The organism is Curtobacterium sp. 'Ferrero' (assembly GCF_002412165.1).
GTDB lineage: Bacteria > Actinomycetota > Actinomycetes > Actinomycetales > Microbacteriaceae > Curtobacterium.
The window spans coordinates 291174-316595 of the sequence record NZ_NXIA01000002.1; the positions used below are offsets into that span (position 1 = coordinate 291174).

Genomic DNA, 25422 nt, shown 5'->3' on the forward strand with positions numbered 1-25422 from the left:
ATGGCCGTGGAACCCTTCGACACCGTCGACCTCATCCGCACCAAGCGCTCCGGCGACGCCCTCGGCACCGCCGAGATCGACTGGCTCGTCGACGCCTACACCCGTGGGTACGTCGAGGACCCGCAGATGGCGGCGCTCGCGATGGCGATCTTCCTCAACGGGATGGAGCGGCGTGAGATCAAGGACCTCACGCTCGCGATGATCGCGTCGGGGGAGCGGATGTCGTTCGACGCGCTCGGCAAGACGACCGTCGACAAGCACTCGACGGGCGGGGTCGGCGACAAGATCACGCTGCCGCTCGCTCCGCTCGTCGCGTCGTTCGGCGTCGCGGTGCCGCAGCTGTCCGGGCGCGGGCTCGGTCACACCGGCGGGACGCTCGACAAGCTCGAGTCGGTCCCGGGGTGGCAGGCGTCGCTGTCGAACGACCGCATGATGGAGATCCTCTCGGACGTCGGCGCCGTCATCTGCGCCGCGGGCTCCGGCCTGGCGCCCGCCGACAAGAAGCTCTACGCGCTCCGCGACATCACCGGGACCGTCGAGTGCATCCCGCTCATCGCGTCGAGCATCATGTCGAAGAAGATCGCCGAGGGCACGGGTGCGCTCGTGCTCGACGTGAAGTTCGGGTCCGGCGCGTTCATGCCGTCGTACGAGGCGTCGCGCGAGCTCGCGCGGACGATGGTCGACCTCGGGAACGACGCCGGGGTCGCGACCTCGGCGCTCCTGACCGACATGGAGGTGCCGCTCGGACTCACGATCGGCAACGCGCTCGAGGTCCGCGAGTCGGTCGAGGTGCTCGCGGGCGGCGGGCCGGCCGACGTGGTGGAACTGACCGTCGCACTGGCGACCGAGATGCTCACGCTCGCCGGGCTGCCCGACGCGGACCCGGCTGCCGCACTCGCCGACGGCCGCGCGATGGACACGTGGCGGCGGATGATCGGGGCGCAGGGCGGCGACCCCGCCGCGGCCTTGCCCATCGCCCGTGAGCAGCACGTCGTCAACGCACCGTCCTCGGGCGTGCTCGTCCAGCAGGACGCGCTGACGTTCGGGGTGTCGGCCTGGCGCCTCGGTGCCGGACGTGCCCGGGCGCAGGACCCGGTGCAGGCCGGGGCCGGCATCGAGCTGCACGTCAAGCCGGGCGACACCGTGACCGCCGGGCAGCCGTTGTGGACCCTCCACACCGACGAGCCGGAGCGCTTCGAGCGGGCGCTCGAGTCGCTCGACGGCGCGTGGGCGATCGGGTCGTCGGCTCCGGAGCGCGGGCCGATCGTGCGCGAGCGCATCGCGGGCTGATCGCGACCACCTGACCGACAGGAGGCTCCCCACCCGTGGTGTGGGGAGCCTCCAGTCGGTCCGCGCGTCTGTTGTGCACAGGTGCCTGCGCGAGGTCGGTGACCACCGATAGCCTGGTGGGCATGAGCGCCGACGCCACGACCTACCGCCTGCCCGACGCCGGAGCGGTCATCGACGACCTGCCGAAGGTGTCGCTGCACGACCACCTCGACGGCGGCCTCCGGCCGGCGACGATCGTCGAGCTGGCAGAGGACGCGGGCGTCGCGCTGCCCACCACCGACCCCGACGCGCTCGGGCAGTGGTTCGCCGACCAGTCGGACTCCGGCTCGCTCGTGGAGTACCTCAAGACGTTCGACGTCACCACCTCGGTGATGCAGACCGCTCCGCAGCTGCAGCGCGTCGCGCGGGAGTTCGTGGAGGACCTCGTCGCCGACGGCGTCGTCTACGGCGAGGTGCGGTGGGCGCCCGAGCAGCACCTGGGCGGCGGGCTCACGCTCGACCAGACGGTCGAGGCCGTCCAGGCGGGCATCGAGGAAGCCGTCGACGCGGCCGGCGGGTCGATCCGGGTGGGGCAGCTCGTCACGGCCATGCGGCACGCCGACCGCTCGCTCGAGATCGCCGAGCTCGCCGTCCGGCACCGCGACCACGGCGTCGTCGGCTTCGACATCGCCGGGGCCGAGGCCGGGTTCCCGCCCTCGGGGCACCGTGCGGCGTTCGAGTACCTCGCCGCCCAGCTCTTCCCGGTGACCGTCCACGCGGGCGAGGCAGACGGTCTCGCCTCGATCCGGTCCGCGTTGGTCGACGGCCGCGCGCTCCGGCTCGGCCACGGCGTCCGGATCTTCGAGGACGTCACGCTGTCCGACGCCGGGGACGGGTCGACCCTCGCCACCCTGGGCGAGGTCGCCTCGTGGGTGCGCGACCGGGAGATCCCGCTCGAGGTCTCGCCGTCGTCGAACCTGCAGACGGGCGCGGTCGCGGCCTGGGGCGACGACCTCGCGGACCACCCGTTCGACGTGCTGTACCAGCTCGGCTTCCGCGTCACCGTCAACACCGACAACCGCCTGATGAGCGGCACGTCGCTGTCTCGGGAGCTCGCGCTGCTCGCCGGCACGTTCGGCTACGACCTCGACGACCTCGCCGCGTTCCAGATCAACGCGGCGCTCGGGTCCTTCCTGCCGCTCGAGGACCGCGAGGAGATCATCGCCACCATCACCGCCGGGTACCAGGAGGCCTAGACCGTGTCGCTCCCACCGCTGCCGGACGAAGCCGTCGTGCTCGGGGCGTCCGCGTCGTCGTGGCGCGAGGCGCTCCGGATCGCGGGCGGGGCGCTCGTCGCCTCCGGGGCCGCGACGGACCCGTACACCGACGCCATGATCGACATGGTGGAGGAGCACGGTCCGTACATCGTCATCTCGCCGGGGCTCGCGTTCGCCCACGCCCGGCCGGGTTCGTCCGTGCTCCGGGACGGCCTCGCGATCGTCACGCTCGCGTCGCCGGTCGTGTTCGGGCACCCGCACAACGACCCCGTGCGGGTGGTGCTCGGGCTCGCCGTGGCCGAGATCGGCACGCACCTCGAGTCGATCGGCGAGATCGCGAACGTCTTCAACGACCCCGGCGTGACCGCACGGTTGGCGGACGCCACCACGGCGGACGAGGTCCGGGCCGTCCTGGGCGTGTCGGCCGCGCGTGGTGCGGGCGGCGCCGTGGCCGGGAAACCGGCTGAGCGCGACGCGGGCGGTGCGTCGTGAAGATCGTGACGATCTGCGGCGCCGGCATCGGGTCGAGCGGGATCCTCAAGGTGAACGCGGAGAAGGCGCTCGAGTCGCTCGGGCTGACCGCCTCGGTCGTCGCGGCGGATGTCGCCTCGGTGCGGCGGGTGGCGGACGACGCGAACGTGATCCTCACGAGCCAGGAGTTCGTCGAGGCGATCGGCGACACCTACGCGGAGGTCATCGTCATCCGCAACCACTTCGACCAGGACGAGATCACCGCGGCGGTGGACCGGGCGCTCGGGGAGCACTGACCCGGGGCGAGACGCGCTGCGGCGCGGACGGGGGCGGGCTGTGGCGCGGACGGGGGCGGGCTGTGGCGCGGGCGCGTGTGCGCGGCGGGTCGGCCGGTGGCGCGCCCTAGGATCGGTGCATGAGCACGGACAACCCGCTGACCGACCCCGCCGCCGACCCGTTCGAGGTCGCACGCGCCGCCGCAGACGTCATCGCGTCGAAGTCGGGGATCGCACGGCACGACATCGCCCTGACCCTCGGATCCGGATGGGGCAAGGCTGCCGACATCATCGGTGAGACGGTCTCCGAGATCCCGGCGTCGGAGGTCCCCGGCTTCAGCGCGTCGGCCGTGCCCGGGCACTCCGGCACGGTGCGCTCGATCGCGCTGCCGGACGGCCGGCACGCCCTGGTCATCGGCGCCCGGACCCACTACTACGAGGGCCACGGGGTCCGCCGCGTCGTGCACAGCGTCCGCACCGCAGCGGCGACCGGCGCGTCGGTGATGATCCTCACGAACGGCGCCGGCGGGATCAAGGAGCACTGGACGCCCGGCACCCCCGTCCTGATCAGCGACCACATCAACCTGACGGCGGACAGCCCGCTCGAGGGTGCGACGTTCGTCGACCTCACCGACCTGTACTCGGCGCGGCTGCGTGCCGTCGCCCGCAGCGTGGACCCGTCGCTGGACGAGGGCGTCTACACGCAGTTCCGCGGGCCCCACTACGAGACCCCGGCCGAGGTGCAGATGGCCAAGACGATCGGCGGCCACATCGTCGGCATGTCGACGGCGCTCGAAGCCATCGCGGCGCGCCAGGCGGGCATGGAGGTCCTCGGCTTCTCGCTCATCACCAACCTCGCTGCCGGCATCCAGACGACCCCGCTGTCGCACGCCGAGGTGCTCGAGGCCGGACGGGAGGCCGAACCGCGCATCGCCGACCTGCTCGCCCGCGTGGTCGCCGCCATCGGTTCGTCGCCCGCAGCCACCGACGGGTCCGCGCAGTGACGGTCGACGGCGTGGTCGCCGCCGCACGCGCGTGGTCCGCGCAGGACCCGGACGAGCAGACCCGCGCCGAGCTCGACGCGGTCGTCGAGGCCGCAGCGGGCGGTGACGAGCACGCGGTCCAGGAACTCGCCGACCGGTTCGCGGGCCGCCTGGCGTTCGGCACCGCCGGGCTCCGTGCCGAGCTCGGCTACGGGCCCCTTCGGATGAACCGCGTCGTGGTGACCCAGGCGGCCGCCGGGCTGGCGAAGTTCCTCATCGACTCCGGCCGTTCGCGCAGCGTCGTCATCGGTTACGACGGCCGCGTCAACTCGGACGTCTTCGCCCGTGACTCGGCCGAGGTCTTGCGCGGCCTCGGGCTCGAGGTCACGCTCCTGCCCTCGGCTCTGCCCACACCGGTCCTGGCGTTCGCCGTCCGGCACCTCGCGGTGGGTGCCGGCGTCATGGTCACGGCGAGCCACAACCCGCCCCGCGACAACGGCTACAAGGTGTACCTCGGCGAGGGTGACGAAGGATCGCAGATCGTCCCGCCGGTCGACGCGACCATCGCCGCCGCGATCGACGACGTGGCCGCCGGGTCCATCATCGAACTCGAGCGGGCCACGGACTACATCGTCGCCGACGGCTCGCTGCTCGACGCGTACGTCGAAGCGACGGCGGCGACCGTGCCGGTGCCCGCGCTCCCGGCCGAGGAGCAGCCGACCGTGGTCTACACGGCCATGCACGGCGTCGGGTGGGAGACCGCCCGTGCGGTGTTCGAACGCGCCGGGTACGCCGTCCCGACGACCGTGCCGGAGCAGATCGAGCCCGACGGGGCGTTCCCGACGGTCGCGTTCCCGAACCCCGAGGAGCCGGGCGCGATGGACCTCGCCGTCGCCAGGGGTGTCGCGGCGGGGGCGGACCTGGTGATCGCGAACGATCCGGATGCCGACCGGCTGGCGCTCGCGATCCCGGACGGCTCCGGGTCCTTCCGGCGTCTCTCCGGCAACGAGGTCGGCTGGCTGCTCGGTTGGCAGGCAGCGGCACGTTCCGTCTCGGACGGACGGGGCGGCACCCTCGCGGCGTCGATCGTCTCGTCGCCCGCGCTCGCCCGCGTCGCGGAGCGCCACGGTCTGGCCTACCGGGACACGCTCACCGGCTTCAAGTGGGTGTCGCGCGTGCCGGACCTGGTGTTCGGGTACGAGGAGGCCCTCGGCTACCTCGTCGACCCCGCCGTCGTGCGGGACAAGGACGGCATCTCGGCCGCCCTCGCCCTGCTCGACCTCGCCACGACGCTCGCCGCGTCCGGACAGACGATCGCCGACCGCCTCGAAGCCTTCGCCGCGGAGTTCGGTGCGTTCGCGTCCGGGCAGGTGGCCACCCGCGTCGACGACCTGTCCCGCATCGGGGAGATCATGGCGGCGCTCCGGTCCGACCAGCCGACGTCGCTCGGGCCGGTCGCCGTCCGCTCGGTGACCGACTACGCCGAGGGCGTCGCCGGGTTCCCGCCGTCGGACATCCTGCGGTACGACCTCGAGGGTGACGCCCGCGTGATCGTCCGTCCGAGCGGCACCGAGCCGAAGGTCAAGGTGTACATCGACACCGTCGCGGCGACCCCGGCCGATGCCCAGGCGCTCGTCGACGCCCTCGCCGACGCCGTGCGTCCCCTCGTGTCGTAGCACGCGGCGCGGGGCGCGCCGGAACCAGGTTCCGGACACAGCACCGTGGTTTTTCACGGTGCTGTGTCCGTTCGGAGGTGCGATGAGCCGCTCGTCGCCACTCCTGCACAGCGCGGAGCGGACTCGCCGTTCTCCACTTGGGCCTGCGACGCCGCTCGGTCCGGCGAAGTTGCTCCACGCTGTGACGATGGATCGACTCCCGCTGTTCCGTGTTCCCACAGACGCAAGCGAGGCTCGTGAGTTCCGACGTCGACGCGCGAGCGGGGAGCTCGTGCGCCTCGGGTACGGGGTCGTGACCACCGCGGTCGACTTCGAGGAGGCGTCCGAGGCGTCCAGGCACCGTGCAAAGGTGGACGCGGTCCTCAGCAGGTCGCGTGCCGGGCTCATCGTGTCGCACGAGTCAGCCGTCGTGATGCACGACCTGCCGTGGTTCGGTCCGCTCCCCGATCGGGTGGTCCTCACCGACCCGACCCGCGAGCGCTCGCAGCGCTTGCGGTTCGCCGACAAGGTGCCAGCCCGGGGTCGTTCTGTCCCGACCGTCGAGATCGACGGGATCGCGACGACGGATCTCGTCACGACCGCCGTCGACATCGCTCTGCGCAGCGATCGGGGTCACGCGATCGTCGTCTTGGACGCTGTGTTGCGTCGCGGAGCACGGCGAGAGGACCTGATCGCCGAACTGGAGAGACGCCCAACCCGGCGCGGAGCTGCTCGTGCGGCTCGGCTCATCGGCATCGCAGACGCACGGACCGAGTCGCCGGGGGAGAGCCTGACGAACTTGCTCTTCCACGACCTCGGCCTCCCGGCGCCGATCCTGCAACAGGAGTTCCGCGCTCATGGCGGCGTCGTCGCCCGGGTCGACTTCTGGTTCCCCGACCAAGGCGTCGTCGTCGAGTTCGACGGACTCTTCAAGTACCGTGACCGCTCGATGCGTGGCGGTCGCTCGGCTGAGGACGTCGTCGTTGACGAGAAGCTCCGCGAAGACGCCGTGCGGGCGATCCCTGGCGTGGAGGGAGTCGCTCGGGTCACCTGGCGCGATGTGTTGCCCGGCGGGAGCGCACCGACCGAGTTGCGGCGGGCCGGATTGCCCGTGTCGCACGCCGTCCGACGGACCCCTCCGTGGTGATGCACCGCCGAACGGACACAGCACCGCGGAAGACCGCGGTGCTGTGTCCGGAACCTGGTTCCGGGGGTAAGGCGCGCCCGGGCCGCCGCGCGCTACGCGAGCTCGAGCAGCACGTGGCCGGACGAGATCGTCTGGCCGACGGGGGCGTTCAGCGCCTTCACGACACCGTCGCGGCTCGCCTGCACCGGCTGTTCCATCTTCATGGCCTCGAGCACGACGAGCAGGTCGCCCTTCACGACGGTGTCACCCTCGGCGACGGCGACCTTCACCACGGTGGCCTGCATCGGCGACGTCACCGAGCCGGACGACGCCAGCCCACCGCGGACGCCGGAGGAACGACGCTTCGGGGGAGCGGACGGACCCGCAGGACGACGACCGGCGGCCCCGGCAGCACCACCGCCGACGATCGACGGCATGGTGACCTCGATGCGCTTGCCCTGCACCTCGACCACGACGGTGTCTCGCGACGCCGGGGCGGGGAGCTCCTCGGTCGCACCGCTCCAGGCCGGGATCTCGTTGACGAAGTCGGTCTCGATCCACTGCGTGTAGACGGAGAACGGGGTCTCGTCGTCGGTCGCGAACGCCGGGTCCGACACGACGGCGCGGTGGAACGGCAGCACGGTCGGCAGCCCCGTCACCTCGAACTCGGCGAGGGCACGGCGCGACCGCTCGAGCGCCTCCTCCCGCGTGGCCCCCGTGACGATGAGCTTCGCGAGCATCGAGTCGAACGAGCCGGACACGACGTCGCCGGACACGACGCCCGAGTCCACCCGGACGCCCGGGCCGGACGGCGCGTTGAACGCGTGCACGGGGCCGGGCGCGGGGAAGAAGTTGCGGCCGGCGTCCTCACCGTTGATGCGGAACTCGAACGAGTGGCCCTTCGGCGCCGGGTCGTCGTAGTCGAGCACGCCACCCTCGGCGATGCGGAACTGCTCGCGCACGAGGTCGATGCCGGTGACCTCCTCCGACACGCAGTGCTCCACCTGCAGACGCGTGTTCACCTCGAGGAACGACACCGTGCCGTCGGCACCGATGAGGAACTCGCACGTACCCGCACCGACGTAGCCGACCTCGCGCAGGATGGCCTTCGACGACTCGTACAGACGCTCCTGCTGGGCATCGGTCAGGTACGGCGCCGGAGCCTCCTCCACCAGCTTCTGGTGGCGGCGCTGCAGCGAGCAGTCACGCGTCGAGACGATGACGACGTTGCCGTGCTCGTCCGCGAGGCACTGGGTCTCGACGTGCCGCGGCTTGTCGAGGTACTTCTCGACGAAGCACTCACCGCGACCGAACGCGGCGATCGCCTCGCGCGTCGCCGACTCGAACTGCGCGGCCACCTCTTCCCGCGTGCGGGCGACCTTCAGACCGCGGCCGCCGCCGCCGAACGCCGCCTTGATGGCGACCGGCAGGCCCACCTCGTCCGCGAACGCGATGACCTCGGAGGCGTCCGCGACGGGCTCGATGGTCCCGGGCGCGAGCGGCGCGCCGACCTTCTCGGCGACGTGACGCGCGGAGACCTTGTCGCCGAGGCGCTCGATCGACTCCGGCGACGGGCCGATCCAGGTCAGCCCGGCGTCGATGACGGCGCGGGCGAAATCGGCGTTCTCGGCGAGGAAGCCGTACCCCGGGTGCACCGCGTCCGCGCCGGAGCGGCGGGCGACGGAGATGATCTTGTCGATGACGAGGTAGGTCTCGGCGCTCGTGGTGCCGTTCAGCGCGTAGGCCTCGTCGGCGAGGCGGGCGTGGAGGGCGTCACGGTCCTGGTCGGCGTAGACCGCGACCGATGCCTTGCCTGCGTCGCGGGCCGCGCGGATGATGCGGACGGCGATCTCGCCGCGGTTCGCGATGAGGACCTTGCTGATACGGGGCATGGTACGTCAGCGTATTCGTGCGGCGGCGGCGCGAATTGACTGGCACCCACAAAGAACCAGGGCGAACCAGTGTGGATGTCTACAGTGCCCAGAGTTCGTGCCACGTCGCGCCGAAACCACGCAGCAGCATCGAGCGCAGCATCGGCAACGACAGGCCGACGACGGCCGAGGGAGCGCCGTCGATCCGCGTGATGTACGCCGCTGCGCGCCCGTCGATGGTGAACGCCCCGGCGACCTCGAGCGGCTCGCCGCTCGCGACGTAGGCGTCGATCTCGTCCGCCGACACGTCGGCCGCGAAGGTCAGGACCGCGCTGTCGACGGCGACGACGCGGTCGCCGTCGGCGACCATCGCGGAACCGCCGGGCGTGACGTCCGCGATCACCCCGTCGCCCGCCGTGGACGCAGGCAGCGGACGGACGGGAGGCACGGTGTCGGCCCGCACCGCGCCTCCCGGCTGCGACGGGGTCGCCGCCACGGCGCCCGACCGGTCCGCGCGCCGGTCGAGCACGCAGTGCCCGCTCCACAGCGTCCCGCCGCCGACCGCGAGCATCTCGCGCCAGCGCTGCCGCGCGACCTCCGGGTCGTGCGGCTTGCCGTACAGGCGTCCGTCGACCTCGAAGGCGGAGTCGCCGCCGAACACGAAGCCGTCGACCGTTCGCCCGGCGACCTCGGCGTCGGCGACGGCGGACGCCTTCGCGACGGCGAGCAGCGACACGAGCTCCGGGCCGGTCAGGGACCGCCCCAGCTCGGCCTCGCGCCGGGCGACGGCGGCGTCCTCGTCGACCCCCGGTGCCACCAGCACGGGCTCGATGCCGGTCTGGGCGAGCAGGGCGCGGCGGGCGGGGGAGGTACTCGCGAGGTACAGACGCATGGGAACATCGAACCATGGGTGAATCCGTCGGAACGCTGCTCGAACTCGACGTCACCGGGATCGCCCACGGCGGTATCTCGGTGGCACGGCACGACGGACGTGTGGTGTTCGTCTCGGACGCGATCCCGGGCGAGCGCGTCGTCGCCCGGGTGACCGAGGACCGCAAGAAGTCGTTCTGGCGTGCCGACACCGTGTCCGTCGTGCAGCCGAGCGAGCACCGCGTGGAGCACGTCTGGCCGGAGGCCGCCCTCGACCGCGACCCGGCGGTCCGTGCCGGCGGTGCCGAGTTCGGCCACATGGCCCTCGCCCACCAGCGCGAGCTCAAGCGCGACGTCCTCGTGGACGCCTTCTCCCGGTTCGCCCGCACCGACCTCGCCGCGACGCTCGGCCACGACGTCGTGGTGGAGGCCGTGCCCGGCGACGACGAGGTGAACGGCACCGGCTGGCGCACCCGCGTCCGGTTGCACGTCGACCAGGACGGCACCGCCGGACCCTTCGCCGCCCGCTCGCACAGCGTCGTACCGGTGTCGTCGCTCCCGCTCGCCAGCGCACGCGTGCAGGACGGTGCGCCGCTCGGCCGTGGCGCGATGCCGGGTGCGTCCGTCGTGGACGTCCTCGCCCCGTCGGGGTCCGAGGGTGCCCGGCTCGTCATCGACGCGCAGTCGCCGACCGTCGTCACCGAGACCGTGGGGGAGCGCACCTTCGCGGTGGACGACACCGGCTTCTGGCAGGTGCACCGACAGGCGCCCGCCGTCCTGACCGCGGCCGTGCAGGACCTCGTCGACCGCGACCGGCTCGACCCGGACGGGCAGCACCTCGACCTCTACGGCGGCGTCGGGCTGCTCGCGGCGGCACTGGGCGACCTCGTCGGCCCGCGCGCGAAGGTCACGAGCGTGGAGGGGTCCGAGCGTGCCACCGAGCACGCCCAGGAGAACCTCGCCGAGTGGGTCGGTGCCCGTGCCGAGACCGGACGCGTCGACCGGTGGCTCGCGCGCACGGCGGCGATGGCGTCGCAGCCGGAGCGCGCCCGGCTGCGGGCCGGCACGGTCGTCCTCGACCCGCCGCGGTCGGGTGCGGGACGGGAGGTCGCCGTGCAGGTCGCGGCGCTGCAGCCCGCGCAGGTCGTCTACGTCGCGTGCGACCCGGTCGCGTTGGCGCGTGACGTCTCGACGTTCGCGGACCTCGGCTACCGCCTGGAGGCACTGCGCGCGTTCGACCTGTTCCCGCACACCCACCACCTGGAGGCCGTGGCGCGCCTGGTGCCGGTCGCCTGACGTCGGGCGGGTGGTCGCCTGGGTGTCGGCGGCTCGGCCGGTGGTCGCCGGGCCCGTGGTCGCCGGGCCCGTGGCGTCCGTCCGGCGGACCGGCATTCCGTCACGGACCGTCACGGAACGGCCGCCGGACCGGCGCGTCCCGGGCGTCCGGCCGCGAACCTGGGTCGGACCTGGGTATCCTGGGACGCTGATGGCAACTCGGCGATCAGGGGCCGGGTCGGGCATCGGAACGAGAGGCCACCGTGGCAGCAGAGACGACCACCACCACCGGGACGACCGGCGTGCAGACCAAGCCGGTCCGCGTCGCCGTCGTCGACGACCACGAGTCCGTGCGGCTCGGCATCCAGGCCGCGTGCCAGAACGAGGGCTTCGAGGTCGTGCTGACCGCGGCCAGCGTGCCGGAGTACATCGCGCAGCTCGGCGGACGCGAGGTGGACGTGGTCGTGCTCGACCTGTCCCTCGGTGACGGGTCGACGGTCACGGAGAACGTCAAGGGCGTCCAGGGGACCGGAGCCGCCGTGCTCGTGCACTCGATCGCCGACCGCGTCGCGAACGTGCGCGAGGCGCTCGCCGCGGGGGCGGCCGGCGTCATCCCGAAGTCCTCGGCGACCAAGACCGTCATGGCGGCCGTCGCGACCGTCGCCCGCGGCGACGTGCTCAACAACCTCGAGTGGGCGAGCGCCATCGACGCGGACCGGGACTTCGCGAAGGCCCAGCTCGGACGCCGTGAGCGCGAGATCCTGCACCTGTACGCGTCCGGGCTGCCGCTCAAGCTCGCCGCCCAGCAGCTCGGCATCGGGTACTCCACCGCTCGTGAGTACCTCGACCGGATCCGGGTGAAGTACGTCGAGGTCGGCCGTCCGGCGCCGACGAAGGTCGACCTGCTCCGGCGAGCGGTCGAGGACGGCATCCTCCCCGGGCTGGACTCGGGGATCGACCCCGACGGCGACGGTCGCTGAGCACGATGACGTCCGCGGCCGGACCGGCACCGTCGCCGAGCGGTCTCGCGCCCTTCGGCGCCGACCCGTCCCGGAGCGTCCGGGCGGCGATCACGCAGGCCTCCGTCGAACGGGCCTTCACGATCCTCCTCGCCATGGCCGCGGTCGGCCTCGGTGCGGTGAACGTCCCGAACGTGGTGGGGCAGCTGCGCTACCTCGACCCCGTCTGCGGGCCGGTGCTCGCCGTCGCGCTGGGTCTCTCGTTCGTGTTGGTCGGGATCGCGGCCTTCGTGCCGCGTCTGGCACAGCCCGCGCAGATCATCTGCGCCGTGCTGTTCCTCGCTGCGCTGGTCTCGTGGCCGTTCACGGTCCGTGAGCCGATCCCGGCGACGCAGGTGCCGTGGCCGTGGTGGTTCATCACGGTCGGGTCGACGGCGGCGGCCATGGGGTTCGCCCCGTGGCGCGCGACGCTCTACACGGCGCTCGCCCCGGCGGTGTACGTCGTCATCCGGCTCCTGCCGATCGGCGGCCACGCCGGGGTCACCCGTGCCCTGCTCGACGGGGTGTACACGGCGATCCTCAGCGGCGCCGTCCTGGTGATCGCCGTCGTGCTCCGCCGGGCCGCCACCGCAGTCGACGCAGCCCAGGCGACCGCCGTGCGCCGCTACTCCGCAGCCATCCGCGAGCACGCCACCGAGGTCGAGCGCGTGCAGGTCGACGCCATCGTGCACGACAGCGTCCTGACGACCCTGCTGTCCGCGGCGCGGGCGGACACGCCCGAGGCCGAGGCACTCGCTGCCCGCATGGCCCGCAACGCGATCGACCACCTCGAGGCTGCTGCCGCAGACACGCCGGGCTCGGCCGCGCCGGTCTCCCTCACGGCACTCCGGACACGGATCGCGAGCGCCGTGTGCGCCCTCGCCGCGCCGGTCCGGGTCGTCGAGTCGCGGCTCGGTGACGTGCGCGTGCCGGCGGTGGTCGCCGACGCCGTCGCGTCCGCGGCGCTGCAGGCGGCGGTCAACTCGGTGCAGCACGCCGGTGGCGCCGAGGTGGACCGCTGGGTGGTCGTCGAGCAGCGCGACGGCGGCGTCCACGTGGAGGTGGGCGACGACGGAGCCGGCTTCGACGTGCGCGGCATCCCGGCCGAGCGCCTCGGAGTGCGGCGGTCGATCATCGAGCGGGTCGTCGCGGTCGACGGCCGGGCGGACATCGAGACGGCACCGGGGGCGGGGACGCGCATCCGACTCGACTGGGCACCGGGAGCGGCGTCGTGAAGGTGTCCATCCCGGCCGGCGTGGCGATCGGGCTCGCGGCGCTCTTCTCCGTCTACCACCTCGTGCTCGCCGCGACGACCCTGCCGAAGGTCCACGACATCGGCCCGATCATCGCGTGCATGGTCCTGTACGCCGCAGCGACCGGGGCAGCGCTCTTCGTGCCCGGACGCACACTGCCGGTGTGGGCAGCGTGCTTCTCCCTGGCCACCGCCGTCGTCATGCCGCTCGTCGCCGCACCCGCCGTGGAGCTCCGCACCGGACCCGGCTACGACACCTGGTGGATCGCGGCCGTCGGCACGCTCATGGTGATCCTCGTCGTCCGGGGTCGCGGGCCGTTCGCGTGGTTCGGTGTCGTCTTCCTCGCCGTGCAGACCGTGCTGTGGGCCGGACCGGGGGCGCTCGGGTCGCTCGGCGTGCTCGGGAGTGTGGCGTGGGTGGCGATCGCGACGGTGTTCGCGGTGGCGATGAACCGGGCGACCCGGGTCACCCGAGACTTCGTCCGCGCCGAGCAGGAGACCGTCGACTGGCAGGCCGCGCAGGACGCGCACGTGTTCGAGCGGCAGTTCCGGCTGAGCCAGACCACCCGGATGGCCCTCCCGATGCTCCAGCGGATCATCGACGCCGGCGGGGACCTGACCGACGACGAGCGCGCCGAGTGCCTGCACCTCGAGCAGGCCATCCGCGACGAGATCCGCGGGCGGTCGCTCCTGTCCGACGACGTCCGGAGCGAGGTCATGCGCCTCCGCCGGTCGGGGGCCACCGTGCAGCTCCACGACGACGGCGGGCTCGACGACCTCGAGGCCGACGACATCCGACGCATCCACGCCCAGGTGGCGGATGCGCTCCGGCGCGCACGGGGAGCCGACAACGTCATCGTCCGGACCGTGGGGGAGGGGGCGGACACCGCGGTGACCGTGGTGGGGCTGCGGCTCGACACGGCCGCGAGCGAGTCGGCCGCCCTCGGAGCCGGACATGACGACGAGGACGGGGACGAGGACGACTCGGTCGCCCTCTGGTTGGAGATCCCGCGGCACGTGGGCGTCTGACGCGTGCGCACACCCGTGGCGGCGTACCGGGTCCGCGGTGCGTGAGCTCGGAGCGGCGGTGCGCGTTCCAGCCCATCCTGTGCGCTATGGGTTGCCGTTCCGCTCGTAGGAGGTCGTTCCGGATGTCTTCCTACGAGCGGCTCCGTCGAGCATGAGCGGAACGGTCACCTACGAGCGATTTGGCACACACCGGGAAGTTGCGGGGAGGCCTGTGCTCGAGCAGTCGTGGCGCGTGCGCGTTCCAGCCCATCACGTTCGCGATGGGTTGCCGTTCCGCTCGTAGGAGGTCGTTCCGGATGACTTCCTACGAGCGGTTCCGTCGAGCATGAGCGGAACGGTCACCTACGAGCGATTCGGCACGGCGGCGCACAACACGGGCCCGCACGGCGCAGCACGGCGGCACGCGGCGCACAACACGGAACCGCACGGCGGCGCACGACGCGGCGGGGCACGACGGCACACGACTCGGCACGCCGGCACTGGCGGCACGCCGGAAACGGGGAACGGGCCGGTCGGAATCCGACCGGCCCGTTCACGACCCGAGTCTGAGCGACAACCCGAATATCGCCCTGACTCGCAGCGGGCGGTGGCTTCGTACCCTAGTCGGCCACCGACCTGCGATGTTCTTCGTAGAAGGACACCGAACACAAGTAATGATGCCGACTGCGGAAGCCCGTGTCAGTCGTCATTATGGGGGACAAATTGCGCGTTTTCCGTCCCCGTGCAGCAACCCTGTCCCCCACACGAGGGGAGACGGACCGGGAAGTGTGCCCGGCAGCAACGGGGGACGAAGGACACCCAGGGGTACATGGTCGCGCGTTGCCCCTCGTCCGCACAAGCCTCAGCGCAGCGACCGACTCCACGCGCCCCGACCGTGCTCGATCGGCTGCCGCAGCCCCCGCGCCGATGCGTCCCAGCCGGCCCGAGGGGACACCGTGACCTCCGCACGGCCCGCCGCCGCGACCTCGTCGGCCTGCCGCTGGAGGACGGCGATGACGGCCGCGAGCTCCTCGGGCGTCGGGTCACCGGACACCACCTGGACGTCGGCGACGGGGGCGGGCGCCTCGGTCGGCACGACGGCGACGTGCTTGCCCGCGCCGGAGCGACGGGGCGGCACGGCGTCCGCCCCCGTCGTCCCCTCGACCGCGACGCCGGTCACCCGACGCGAGTGTGATGATCCCGTGCCCGACGGGTCGACCGCGTCCGTCACAGCGGGATGTTCCCGTGCTTCTTCGGCGGCAGCGAGGCCCGCTTGCCCCGGAGCGCCCGGAGCGCCTTGACGACCGCGACACGGGTCGCGTGCGGCTGGATGATCCCGTCGAGCTCACCGCGCTCGGCCGCCAGGTACGGCGACGCGACGTTGTAGGTGTACTCGTTCGCGAGCTTCGTCCGGACGGCGGCGACGTCCTCGCCCGCCTCCTCCGCTCGCTTGATCTCCGCGCGGTACAGGATGTTCACGGCGCCCTGCCCGCCCATCACGGCGATCTCGGCCGTCGGCCACGCCAGGTTGATGTCGGCGCCGAGCTGCTTCGACCCCATGACGATGTAGGCGCCGCCGTAGGCCTTGCGGGTGATGACGGTGACGAGCGGCACGGTGGCCTCGGCGTAGGCGTACAGGAGCTTCGCGCCGCGGCGGATGACGCCGGTCCACTCCTGGTCGGTGCCGGGCAGGTAGCCGGGGACGTCGACGAGCGTCAGGATCGGGATGCCGAACGCGTCGCAGAACCGCACGAACCGCGCGGCCTTCTCGCCGGCGTCGATGTTCAGCGTGCCGGCCATCGCCTGCGGCTGGTTCGCGATGATGCCGACCGTGCGCCCCTCGACGCGGCCGAAGCCGACGAGGATGTTCGGTGCGAAGAGCGGCTGCACCTCGAGGAACTCGCCGTCGTCGACGACGTGCTCGATGATCGTGGTGACGTCGTACGGCTGGTTCGTCGAGTCCGGGATCACGGTGTCGAGCTCGTGGTCGGCGTCGGTGGTCTCGAGCTCGGGGGCGACGTCGTAGGCGGGTGCGTCGGACAGGTTGTTGTCCGGCAGGAAGCCGATGAGCGACCGGGCGTAGTCGAGCGCGTCGGTCTCGTCCTCGGCGAGGTAGTGCGCGACACCGGACACCGCGTTGTGCGTGTGCGCGCCGCCGAGCTCCTCGAAGCCGACGTCCTCGCCGGTGACGGTCTTGATCACGTCGGGCCCGGTGACGAACATGTGGCTGGTCTTGTCGACCATGATCACGAAGTCGGTGAGCGCGGGGGAGTACACGGCCCCGCCGGCCGCCGGACCCATCACGATCGAGATCTGCGGGATGACGCCCGACGCCGCGGTGTTCAGGCGGAAGATCTCGCCGTACTTGCCGAGCGCGACCACGCCCTCCTGGATGCGCGCGCCGCCGGAGTCGAGGATCCCGATGATCGGGACGCCCGTCTTCAGCGCGTGCTCCATCACCTTGATGATCTTCTCGCCCGCGACCTCGCCGAGGGAGCCGCCGAAGACCGTGAAGTCCTGCGCGTAGATCGCCACCGTCCGGCCGTGGATCGTGCCCACGCCGGTGACGACGGCGTCGCCGTAGGGGCGCTTGGCGTCCATGCCGAACGCGGTCGTGCGGTGGCGGACGAACTCGTCGAACTCGACGAACGAGTTGTCGTCGAGGAGCTGCTCGATCCGCTCGCGCGCCGTGCCCTTGCCCTTCGCGTGCTGCTTCGCGATGGCGGCCTCGCCCGCGGCGGTCACGGCCTCGTGGTACCGGTCGCGGAGGTCGGCGAGCCGACCGGCGGTCGTCGAGAGATCGGGGGTGTCACCTTGAGTCACCCGCTCACCATACCGGCGGCCCCGACGACCACGGTTGGAGGTCGTCCACGGGTTCCTGCCCGTAGATTGCGTGCATGTCCACACCCGCGCCGTCGTTCCCGACCACCCGCGCCCTCGTCGAGGCGGACGGCGCCGACCTCGTCACGCCGACGACCACCGGTTCGACGAACGCGGACCTGCTCGCCGCGGCGGCCGAGCACCCGCACGGCAGCGTCGTCGCGACCCTCGACCAGACCGCGGGCCGCGGACGCCTGGACCGGCGGTGGAGCGCCCCCACCGGGCAGACGCTCGCCGCGAGCGTGCTCGTGCGCGCCCCCCTCGACGACCGCAGCCGCGGCTGGCTGCCGCTCGTCGCCGGACGCGCGATGCGCGACGCGGCCGTTGCCCGCTGGGGCGACGCGGCGGAGGCGACCCGCGCCTCCCGGCCGACGGTCGAGGTGAAGTGGCCGAACGACGTGCTCGTCGACGGCCGCAAGCTGTGCGGCATCCTCTGCCAGGTCGCCGCCGACGGCAGCGTCGTCGTCGGCGCCGGCGTCAACCTGACCGTCCCGGCCGACGCACTGCCCACGCCCACGTCGACCTCGTTGGCCGTCGCGGGCGTGCCGGGAGAGGCGGCGGACCTCGCCGACGCGGTGCTGGCGGACTTCCGGACCCACCTCCTGGAGGCCGTGGTCGCCCTGGCCGCGGGCGGTGCCGCAGCCGACGCGGTCCGGTCCGACGTCCGCGCCGCGTGCGGCACGATCGGTCGCCGCATCCGCCTGGAGCTGCCCGACGGCAGCGTGCTCGAGGCCGACGCCGTCGGCGTCGACGACGAGGGCTGCATCACGATCCGGGACCAGGACGGCGCGACCAGGCCCGTCGCGGTCGGCGACGTCACGCACCTGCGGTATGCATGAGGGCATGACCGCCGAGCCGCCGCCGGAACGGGTCGTCGCCCGGCTCCGGCCGCACGCGCGACGACTCGTCCGTCCCGCGGTGACGGTCGTGCTCGTGACGGTCGCGGGCGGGTTCGGCTTCGGCGTCTTCCGGGCGCAGCTCGTGTGGCTCAACGCGGTCGTCGCCGGACTCGTGCTGGTGCTGCTCGTGGTGGGCGGGGTCGTCCCGCTCGTGCGCTGGATGTCGCAGCGGTACGTGGTCACCACACGGCGGCTGGTGGTGGTCCAGGGGCTCGGTACCCGGACCCGGCGGGAGCTGCTGCACTCCCGGGGGTACGACGTGACGGTGCGGCGCCGAGGCCTGCAGGGGGTGTTCCGGTCCGGGGACGTCCTCGTGTTCCCGGGTGACGACCCGGCGCTCGTGCTCGCCGACGTGCCGCACGCGGACCTCGTGGTCGCGGTCCTCCACGACCTCGTGGAGTCGTACGAGGCACGGCGACGGCACCGGGAGCCCGACTGGGACGAGATCGTCGGCGGGGGTCAGGACCGGCCGCCGTGGGGCGACGTCCGCGGCTGACGCCCTGCCGTGGTGCTCGCACTCGGTGGAAGATCGTCCCGGACCCTGTACCGTCGTTGCGTGCGTATCTCTGTGATCGGCTGCGGCTACCTCGGTGCCGTGCACGCCGCCTCCATGGCAAAGCTCGGACACGACGTCGTCGCGGTGGACGTCGACCCCGTCAAGATCGACCGGCTCGCCGCGGGCGAGGCGCCGTTCTTCGAGCCCGGCCTGCCCGAGATCCTGGCCGAGGCGCTCGCCTCGGGCCGCATCCGCTTCACGACCGACATGGCCGAGGTCGCCGGCGCGGACGTGCACTTCCTCGCGGTCGGCACCCCGCAGGGACCGACCGGCGCCGCCGACCTGACCTACGTCGACGCCGCCGTCGCCGCGCTGACCCCGCACCTGTCGGCGGGCGAGTTCGTCGTCGGCAAGTCCACCGTCCCCGTCGGCACGGCCGCGCGGCTGGCGGGCGAGGTCGAGCAGGCGGTGCCGGGCGCGACGCTCGTCTGGAACCCGGAGTTCCTGCGCGAGGGCTTCGCGGTGCAGGACACCATCTCGCCGGACCGGCTGGTCTACGGCGTGCCGGCGGGGGAGCGGGGCGAGGCGGCCACAGCGGCCCTCGACGAGGTGTACGCGTCGGCGCTCGCCGAGGGCACGCCACGGCTCGTGGTCGACCTGCCCACGGCCGAGCTGGTCAAGGTCAGCGCGAACGCGTTCCTGGCGACGAAGATCTCCTTCATCAACGCCATGGCCGAGATCGCCGAGGTCGTCGGGGCGGACGTGACCGCCCTGGCGGACGCCATCGGCCACGACGCCCGCATCGGCCGGAAGTTCCTCAACGCCGGGCTCGGGTTCGGCGGCGGCTGCCTGCCGAAGGACATCCGTGCGTTCCAGGCGCGCGCCGACGAGCTCGGCGTGCCCGAGTCGCTGGCGTTCCTGGCCGACGTCGACGCGATCAACCTCCGTCGTCGCGAGCGGGTCGTCACCATGGCGCAGGAGGCGCTCGGCGGCGACGTCGCCGGCAAGCGCGTCGCCGTGCTCGGGCTGGCGTTCAAGCCGAACTCGGACGACGTGCGCGACTCCCCGTCGCTCGACATCGCCGGTCGGCTGCACGAGCTCGGCGCGCACGTCGCCGCGTACGACCCCGAGGCCGTCGGGACCGCCGGCCGGGTGCACCCCGAGCTCGACTACGTCGACGGCGTCACCGCGGCGGTGACGGGCGCCGACCTGGTCCTCGTACTCACCGAGTGGACCGAGTTCCGAGAGCTCGACCCGACCGAGGTCGCCGCGCTCGTGGCCACGCCGTCCGTGATCGACGGCCGCAACTGCCTCGACCGCGACGCGTGGACCGCCGCCGGCTTCACCTACCGGGGCATGGGCCGCTGACCCCGGTCCCGCCAGCACGACGCACGACGGGAGACGCATGACGATCGCGAGCACGACCGTCACCGACCGACCGATCGGACCGCGCGTGCGCGCTGACGGTGCCCGACGACGCCTGCCGGGCCGGTTCCACGAGGGACGGCACCCGTCGACCCGTTCGGTGGTGCTCAACGCGGTGCTCGTGCTCGCCGTCGCCGTGCTCCTCGCGGTCGTCACCTACCGGACGCGCATCCTCGTCACGAACATCGACGGCGTCTCGTACATGTCGATCGCCGAGCAGTACGCGTCCTGGCACTGGGCCGACGCCGTGAACGGGTACTGGTCGCCGATGGTGTCGTGGCTCATGGCGCCGCTCATCGGGATCGGCCTCGGCCCGACGACCTCGTTCGGGATCGTCAACCTGCTCGCGTGCGTCGCGATCGCCGGCGTCGGGGCGTGGCTGCTGCTCCGCACCACCGGCAACGGCTGGACGGCGGCCTGGTACACGGTCGCAGTGACCCCGCTCCTCATCGCGGACGTCAGCCTGCAGACGCCCGACGTGCTCGTGCTCCTGTGGAGCCTGGTGTTCGTGTGGGCCCTGCTCGCGGCGGACCGCGCTTGGCACGGGTCGGTCCGGCGGATCGTCCGGATCGGGGTCCTGCTCGGGCTCGTGTGCGCGATCGGGTACTGCACGAAGGCGTTCCTCGTCCCGGTCTTCCTCGTGGTCGTGCCGCTGTGGGCGCTCATCCGCTGGTACCAGGACCGGCGCGGGCAGCGGGAGCGCCGATCGCTGCTGCTGCCGGCGGTGGCGCTCGCGGCCGTCGTGGTCTTCTCGGCGCCGTGGGTGATCGCCCTGTCCGTCAAGTTCGGCGGTGTCGAGCTGGGGTCGTCCCTGACCGTGAACGTGTCGGGCAAGTTCTCCGACACGAGTGGAACCGACGCGCAGCAGTACCGGATCGCGTCCCCGCCGAACGCGCTGGCGGTGTCGCCGAACGAGGACCGCACGCCGTCGCTCTACGACGCAGGCGTGCGCACCGCGGACCGCACGGTCCCCGCCGACCCGGTGCCGGGCGAGTCCGCCGCACCGACGTCCAGCCACACCACGACGCTCGCCGGCAAGCTGGGCTACTACGTGCAGCAGCGCCTCGAGGCCCTGCCCTTCTACTTCACCCGCATCGGGTCGTTCGCCGCCTTCGCGCTCCCGATCGGCGCAGCGTTCGTGGCGGCCCTCGCGGCCGGGGTCGTCCACTACCGCCGGTTCGTGTTCGCGAGCATCGTCGCGCTCGCGTCGGGGGTGTACCTGCTCGGCTACGCCGGGATCGCCACCGTCGACACGCTCGGTGGCAACTCGCGGTACTACCTGCCGCTGTTCACCGGTTCGGTCCTCGTCGCCGGCGCCCTGCTCCCGACGATCTGGCGTGCCGCACGCCGAGGCACCTGGGTCCGTCGGGGTCTGGCGGTCGTGGCGTGCCTGGCGGTGGTCGTCGCCGCGTACAGCCAGAACGTCAACGGGGTCCGTGCACCGTTCTCGGTCCTGTCGACGAGCCCGTCCGGGTTCCCGAAGGGCCAGGTGCTCGGCGGGGTGATCACGCCGAACGAGCCGTTGGTCGACGCATTGGACGCCGCCCGGACCATCCCGGAGGACAGCCGCATCCTCGGGACGAACGCGCGTGACACCGTGCGGGTGGCCTTCCGGCTCGGCCTGCACGCCTACGGCGAGACCGGGCAGCAGTACGACTACGAGGACCCCGCGTTCGTCGGCCTGCTGCGGGAGTCCGGCGTGCAGTACTTCCTGAACTACACGAACGCCCTCATCCCGCGCGACCGCGACTACTCCGCCATCGGACGGGTCGTCGGGTCGTTCACCGTCGACCAGACCTGCCAGGACATCAAGTCGGCCCCGGTCCAGCCCTGCACGGTGGACGTCGTGGAGGTCGAGCCCAGCTGACACGGCGGGCCCGGGGCTGCACCGGGGTGGTGCCGCGCCGGGGCACGGCGCGCGCGTGCCGGGCCCGGCCGTCGTCAGTCGAGCGGGTCGGACGGGGTCCGGGCTGCCCGGAGCACGCCGACCGTGAGCGTCACGGCGACGGCGACCCCGAGCACGACGACGATCTCGAACGGCGCCGACCCGGACGCCTGGTAGCGCTCGACACCTGCCGCCGTCAGCGGTCCCCGTGCACCGTTCCAGAACCAGCTCGCCGCGATGCCGAGCCCGACGAGCCCGACGACCGGACCGCCCACACCGAGGACCGTCCCCACCACCCGCCGGCCGCCGTCGGACCCGGCGAGGCGCCGCCACGCCACGGCACCGAGCACGACTAGGGCGACGAACGCCGGGAAGAAGTACCGTCCCTGGGTGCCGGCCACCTGCGTCGTGTGGAGGTAGGCGCGCCAACTGCTCGCCGTCTGCAGCGCCACGAGGAGCGCCGGGAACACCGCGAGGACGACGAGCCCGCTGCGGTCGAGCGCGGACCGGTGCACGCCCGGACCGCGCGCCGTGCGACGCCGGAAGGCCCAGCCGACGACGACGACCAGCGCGAGGACCGTCAACAGCGCCGTCGCCGTGTCCCCGATGCTCACCTGTGCCCGGCCGCCGAAGCTGCCCCAGAACGTGCGCGCGAGGGTGCCCCACGACACGTCGACGAAGTGGGCGAGGGACGGCCCGGACCCGTCCGGGAACGGCTGGTCGGGACGGATCCCGGCGTACCCGTCGGGTTGCACCGTGCCGTAGCGCACGACGTTCCGCACCCACCACCACCCACCGATGACCGCCGCCACTGCGAGCACCGCTACCGTGCGCAGTGCCCGCACGCCGAGCCGGGAGCGGTCCGCACCGGCCACGAGGACCGCCAGACCGACGAACGGCACCGCGGGCAGGCCGGTGCCCTTGACACTGACGAGCAGCCCGAGGGCGACAGCCAGCCCGGCCAGGACCCGTCGTCGCATGTCGCCCGTGAGCAGCCGTACCGTGAGCCACACCACGACCCCGCCGAGCAGCAGCACCGGCGCGTCGTTCGTCACCGACGCCGCGATCGACGCGAGCTGCGGGACCGCGAACAGGGCGACCGCACCGAGCAGCCCGGCTCGCGGCGACCGGGTGACCCGCCGGACCGACGCCCAGGCCAGGAGCGCCAGCGGGGTGACCGCGAGCGCGTCCGCGAGCCGGAGCGCGACCAGGGCGTGGTCCCAGCGGAGCGAGCCGAAGTGCAGGACCCGGAGCAGCCCGGCGTCGACGAGGTACGCCGTGGGCGGGTGCTGCGACATCTGGTTGACCGTCGTCGACACCCCCGGGTGCGCCGACAGCAGGGCGGTCACGGTCGACCACCCGGACGCCGGTCGGGTCGCCTGCTCCTGCACGGCCGCGAGCACGGCGTTCGTCACGTGCATCGACCCCGGCGCCGGCCAGCCCGCACCGGTGGCGAGCTGGATCGCTGCGTCGAGGTGGGCGACCTCGTCGGGGGCCTGGAACGCCGGCACGAGCACGGCCCACAGCGCGAGCCACAGACCGAACGCGACGGTCAGGACGGCGATGGTCCAGCGCTCCGCACGGGTCGACACGGTGCGATGGGGGTCCGGCGCGGCACGGTGGGTCGGCGCGCTCGCGGAGGTCACCCGGCGATCCTACTGACCGGCGGCAGCGGGCCTACCGACCGGCGACCTCCGGTCCGGCGACGACCTGGTCGGCCGGACGCTCGACGACCGGCTCGGCGGTGCGCTGGGCCCGCTCCGGGTGGTACACCCACACCTTGTAGAGCCAGAACCGGAAGACGGTGCCGAGGCCGAGCCCGACGATGTTCGCCACGTTGTCGGCGACCACCGAGGTCAGCCCCATCGCGTAGTGCGAGACACCGAGGACCGCGAGCGCGATCACCATGCCGCCCAGCGAGACCACGACGAACTCGACGCCCTCGCGCGCGGCGACGGCCCGGCGCTGGTCGCGGAACGTCCAGTACCGGTTGCCCATCCAGTTGACGAAGATCGCGACGATCGTCGAGACGACCTTCGCCCAGAACGGGCCGGAGTGGATCTCGTCCGGGTTCAGGACGGTCCCGCGCAGCAGGTTGAACACCGCCGTGTCGACGACGAAGCCGACGGCACCGACCACACCGAAGCGGGCCAGTTGGGCGATCAGTCGGCGCACGGTGTCTCCTGGATCCGTAGAGTTGTCCCGGGCCCTCGCGCTCCGCGGGACCAGAACAGCGATTCTAGACAGCGCGTTCCCACCGTCCGGTGTGAACGACGGAAGGAACACACAGCATGGCGTTGCGCGTCGGGGTCATCGGTGGAGGACAGCTGGCACGGATGATGGTGCCGGCCGCGGTCGAGCTGGGCATCGACATCCGGGTGCTCGCGGAGGGTCCCGGCATGTCCGCGGCCATCGCGGCGACGGCCGAGGGCGACTACCACGACGCCGAGACGGTGCTCGCGTTCGCCCGCGAGGTCGACGTGGTGACGTTCGACCACGAGCACGTCCCGCAGGACGTCCTCCGCGCCCTCGTCGACGCCGGGGTCGCGGTCCGTCCGGGCCCGGAGCCGCTCGCCGTCGCCCAGGACAAGATCACCATGCGCCGGCGGCTCAGCGAACTCGGGCTCCCCGTGCCGGACTGGGCCGCCGTGCACGACCCCGACGAACTCCGCGCCTTCCTCGACGACCACGGCGGTCGCGCCGTCGTCAAGACCCCGCGCGGGGGCTACGACGGCAAGGGCGTGCGCGTCGTGTCCGACCCGGCCGAGGTCGAGGACTGGTTCATCGCCGTCGCCGAGACCGGCGGCGGGCAGGCGCTCCTCGTCGAGGAACTCGTCCCGTTCACCCGGGAGCTCGCACAGTCCGTCGCCCGTCGACCCTCGGGCGAGGTCGTCGCCTGGCCGCTGGTCGAGACCGTGCAGCAGGACGGCGTGTGCGCGGAGGTCTTCGCGCCGGCCGCGGACACCGCGGGCCGCATCGCCGACATGACCGAGTCGATCGCGGTGCGCATCGCGGAGGAGCTCGGTGTGACGGGCGTGCTCGCCGTCGAGCTCTTCCAGACCGCCGACGACCGCATCCTGATCAACGAGCTCGCGATGCGCCCGCACAACACCGGCCACTGGTCGATCGACGGCTCGACGACGAGCCAGTTCGAACAGCACCTGCGTGCCGTCCTCGACCTGCCGCTCGGCACCACCGGCATGCACGCGCCGTCCGCCGTGATGATCAACGTCCTCGGCGGCCCGGCCGACGGGGACCTGGCCGCGCGCTACCCGGGTGCACTCGCCGCGTTCCCGGAGGCGAAGTTCCACTTCTACGGCAAGGCACCGCGGCCGGGTCGGAAGATCGGACACGTCACCGTCGTCGGTGACGACGTCGACGACGTCGTCTACCGCGCCCGCGCAGCGGCCGCGCACTTCGACGACTGACCCGCCCCGACGCGCGGACGAACGGAGGCGACGACGGCGCACGTTGCCGGTCCGTCGGGCTGACGCCGGAGCGGACGGG

At 72.7% G+C, this 25422-nt stretch carries 22 protein-coding genes; 16 read left to right on the top strand and 6 right to left on the bottom strand.

Translation table 11 applies throughout. From position 1 onward, the window contains the following. The 7 genes from Csp2054_RS03500 (at window position 1) to Csp2054_RS03530 (ending at window position 7077) form a co-directional block, all read left to right on the top strand. Entirely contained in the window at window positions 1–1290 is a 1290-nt protein-coding gene (locus Csp2054_RS03500; protein ID WP_096897899.1) for a thymidine phosphorylase, read from the top strand. Window positions 1291–1412: 122 nt separating this feature from the next. Beyond that, window positions 1413–2525, top strand: a complete 1113-nt coding sequence (locus Csp2054_RS03505; protein WP_096898025.1) for an adenosine deaminase — start codon at window positions 1413–1415, stop codon at window positions 2523–2525. 3 nt (window positions 2526–2528) lie between these two features. Next, window positions 2529–3038, top strand: a complete 510-nt coding sequence (locus Csp2054_RS03510; protein ID WP_096897900.1) for a PTS sugar transporter subunit IIA — start codon at window positions 2529–2531, stop codon at window positions 3036–3038. Next, window positions 3035–3313 carry a PTS sugar transporter subunit IIB gene (locus Csp2054_RS03515; protein WP_096897901.1) on the top strand — a complete coding sequence of 93 codons (279 nt, stop codon included), beginning with the start codon at window positions 3035–3037 and terminating at the stop codon, window positions 3311–3313. The genes Csp2054_RS03510 and Csp2054_RS03515 overlap by 4 nt, the downstream gene beginning before the upstream one ends. A gap of 119 nt (window positions 3314–3432) precedes the next feature. Beyond that, window positions 3433–4296: a purine-nucleoside phosphorylase gene (locus tag Csp2054_RS03520; RefSeq protein WP_096897902.1), complete on the top strand. Its 864-nt coding sequence runs from the start codon at window positions 3433–3435 to the stop codon at window positions 4294–4296. Continuing rightward, window positions 4293–5951, top strand: coding sequence for a phospho-sugar mutase (locus Csp2054_RS03525; RefSeq protein ID WP_096897903.1), 1659 nt, complete (start codon window positions 4293–4295; stop codon window positions 5949–5951). The genes Csp2054_RS03520 and Csp2054_RS03525 overlap by 4 nt, the downstream gene beginning before the upstream one ends. A gap of 451 nt (window positions 5952–6402) precedes the next feature. Then, window positions 6403–7077 carry a hypothetical protein gene (locus Csp2054_RS03530; protein ID WP_141399105.1) on the top strand — a complete coding sequence of 225 codons (675 nt, stop codon included), beginning with the start codon at window positions 6403–6405 and terminating at the stop codon, window positions 7075–7077. Window positions 7078–7169: 92 nt separating this feature from the next. Here Csp2054_RS03530 and Csp2054_RS03535 read toward each other — a convergent pair whose 3' ends face one another. Both Csp2054_RS03535 and Csp2054_RS03540 read right to left on the bottom strand, forming a co-directional pair. Continuing rightward, entirely contained in the window at window positions 7170–8948 is a 1779-nt protein-coding gene (locus Csp2054_RS03535) for an acetyl/propionyl/methylcrotonyl-CoA carboxylase subunit alpha (protein ID WP_096897905.1), read from the bottom strand. A 79-nt stretch (window positions 8949–9027) separates the two neighbouring features. Beyond that, a complete protein-coding gene (locus Csp2054_RS03540) occupies window positions 9028–9819 on the bottom strand; it encodes a Maf family protein (RefSeq protein ID WP_096897906.1) in 792 nt (263 codons plus the stop codon). A 14-nt stretch (window positions 9820–9833) separates the two neighbouring features. On the opposite strand from Csp2054_RS03540, the gene Csp2054_RS03545 reads away from it, so the two are divergent. From Csp2054_RS03545 to Csp2054_RS03560, 4 genes are all read left to right on the top strand, one after another. Continuing rightward, complete coding sequence (locus tag Csp2054_RS03545) at window positions 9834–11093, top strand: class I SAM-dependent RNA methyltransferase (protein ID WP_096897907.1); 1260 nt, start codon at window positions 9834–9836, stop codon at window positions 11091–11093. Between the two features lie 242 nt (window positions 11094–11335). Further along, window positions 11336–12052 (top strand): response regulator transcription factor, encoded by a 717-nt coding sequence (locus tag Csp2054_RS03550; RefSeq protein WP_096897908.1) that lies wholly within the window; start codon window positions 11336–11338, stop codon window positions 12050–12052. Window positions 12053–12057: 5 nt separating this feature from the next. Then, window positions 12058–13305 (top strand): sensor histidine kinase, encoded by a 1248-nt coding sequence (locus tag Csp2054_RS03555; RefSeq protein ID WP_096897909.1) that lies wholly within the window; start codon window positions 12058–12060, stop codon window positions 13303–13305. Continuing rightward, complete coding sequence (locus tag Csp2054_RS03560; protein ID WP_096897910.1) at window positions 13302–14351, top strand: hypothetical protein; 1050 nt, start codon at window positions 13302–13304, stop codon at window positions 14349–14351. Before Csp2054_RS03555 ends, Csp2054_RS03560 begins: the two co-directional genes overlap by 4 nt. Window positions 14352–15192: 841 nt before the next feature. On the opposite strand, the gene Csp2054_RS18465 is transcribed toward Csp2054_RS03560, so the two are convergent. Then, the gene (locus Csp2054_RS18465; RefSeq protein ID WP_096897911.1) at window positions 15193–15561 is read right to left on the bottom strand and encodes an acyl-CoA carboxylase subunit epsilon; all 369 of its coding nucleotides are present in this window, start codon (window positions 15559–15561) and stop codon (window positions 15193–15195) included. After that, entirely contained in the window at window positions 15558–17153 is a 1596-nt protein-coding gene (locus Csp2054_RS03570) for an acyl-CoA carboxylase subunit beta (protein ID WP_096897912.1), read from the bottom strand. The genes Csp2054_RS18465 and Csp2054_RS03570 overlap by 4 nt, the downstream gene beginning before the upstream one ends. A 74-nt stretch (window positions 17154–17227) precedes the next feature. On the opposite strand from Csp2054_RS03570, the gene Csp2054_RS03575 reads away from it, so the two are divergent. From Csp2054_RS03575 to Csp2054_RS03590, 4 genes are read left to right on the top strand one after another with little or no spacing between them, the layout of a single operon-like run. Continuing rightward, window positions 17228–18049: a biotin--[acetyl-CoA-carboxylase] ligase gene (locus Csp2054_RS03575; RefSeq protein ID WP_096897913.1), complete on the top strand. Its 822-nt coding sequence runs from the start codon at window positions 17228–17230 to the stop codon at window positions 18047–18049. A gap of 4 nt (window positions 18050–18053) precedes the next feature. Then, window positions 18054–18605, top strand: a complete 552-nt coding sequence (locus Csp2054_RS03580; protein ID WP_176491537.1) for a PH domain-containing protein — start codon at window positions 18054–18056, stop codon at window positions 18603–18605. A gap of 60 nt (window positions 18606–18665) precedes the next feature. Next, on the top strand, window positions 18666–19973 hold the full coding sequence (locus Csp2054_RS03585; RefSeq protein WP_096897915.1) for a UDP-glucose dehydrogenase family protein: 1308 nt from the start codon (window positions 18666–18668) through the stop codon (window positions 19971–19973). Window positions 19974–20010: 37 nt separating this feature from the next. Then, window positions 20011–21897, top strand: a complete 1887-nt coding sequence (locus Csp2054_RS03590) for a hypothetical protein (RefSeq protein WP_096897916.1) — start codon at window positions 20011–20013, stop codon at window positions 21895–21897. 74 nt (window positions 21898–21971) lie between these two features. Here the strand turns inward: Csp2054_RS03590 and Csp2054_RS03595 are convergent, their stop codons facing one another. Next, window positions 21972–23561 (bottom strand): DUF2142 domain-containing protein, encoded by a 1590-nt coding sequence (locus Csp2054_RS03595; RefSeq protein WP_096897917.1) that lies wholly within the window; start codon window positions 23559–23561, stop codon window positions 21972–21974. 31 nt (window positions 23562–23592) lie between these two features. Beyond that, on the bottom strand, window positions 23593–24090 hold the full coding sequence (locus Csp2054_RS03600; protein WP_096897918.1) for a GtrA family protein: 498 nt from the start codon (window positions 24088–24090) through the stop codon (window positions 23593–23595). A gap of 116 nt (window positions 24091–24206) precedes the next feature. On the opposite strand from Csp2054_RS03600, the gene Csp2054_RS03605 reads away from it, so the two are divergent. Further along, on the top strand, window positions 24207–25343 hold the full coding sequence (locus Csp2054_RS03605) for a 5-(carboxyamino)imidazole ribonucleotide synthase (protein WP_096897919.1): 1137 nt from the start codon (window positions 24207–24209) through the stop codon (window positions 25341–25343). Window positions 25344–25422: the final 79 nt, after the last annotated feature.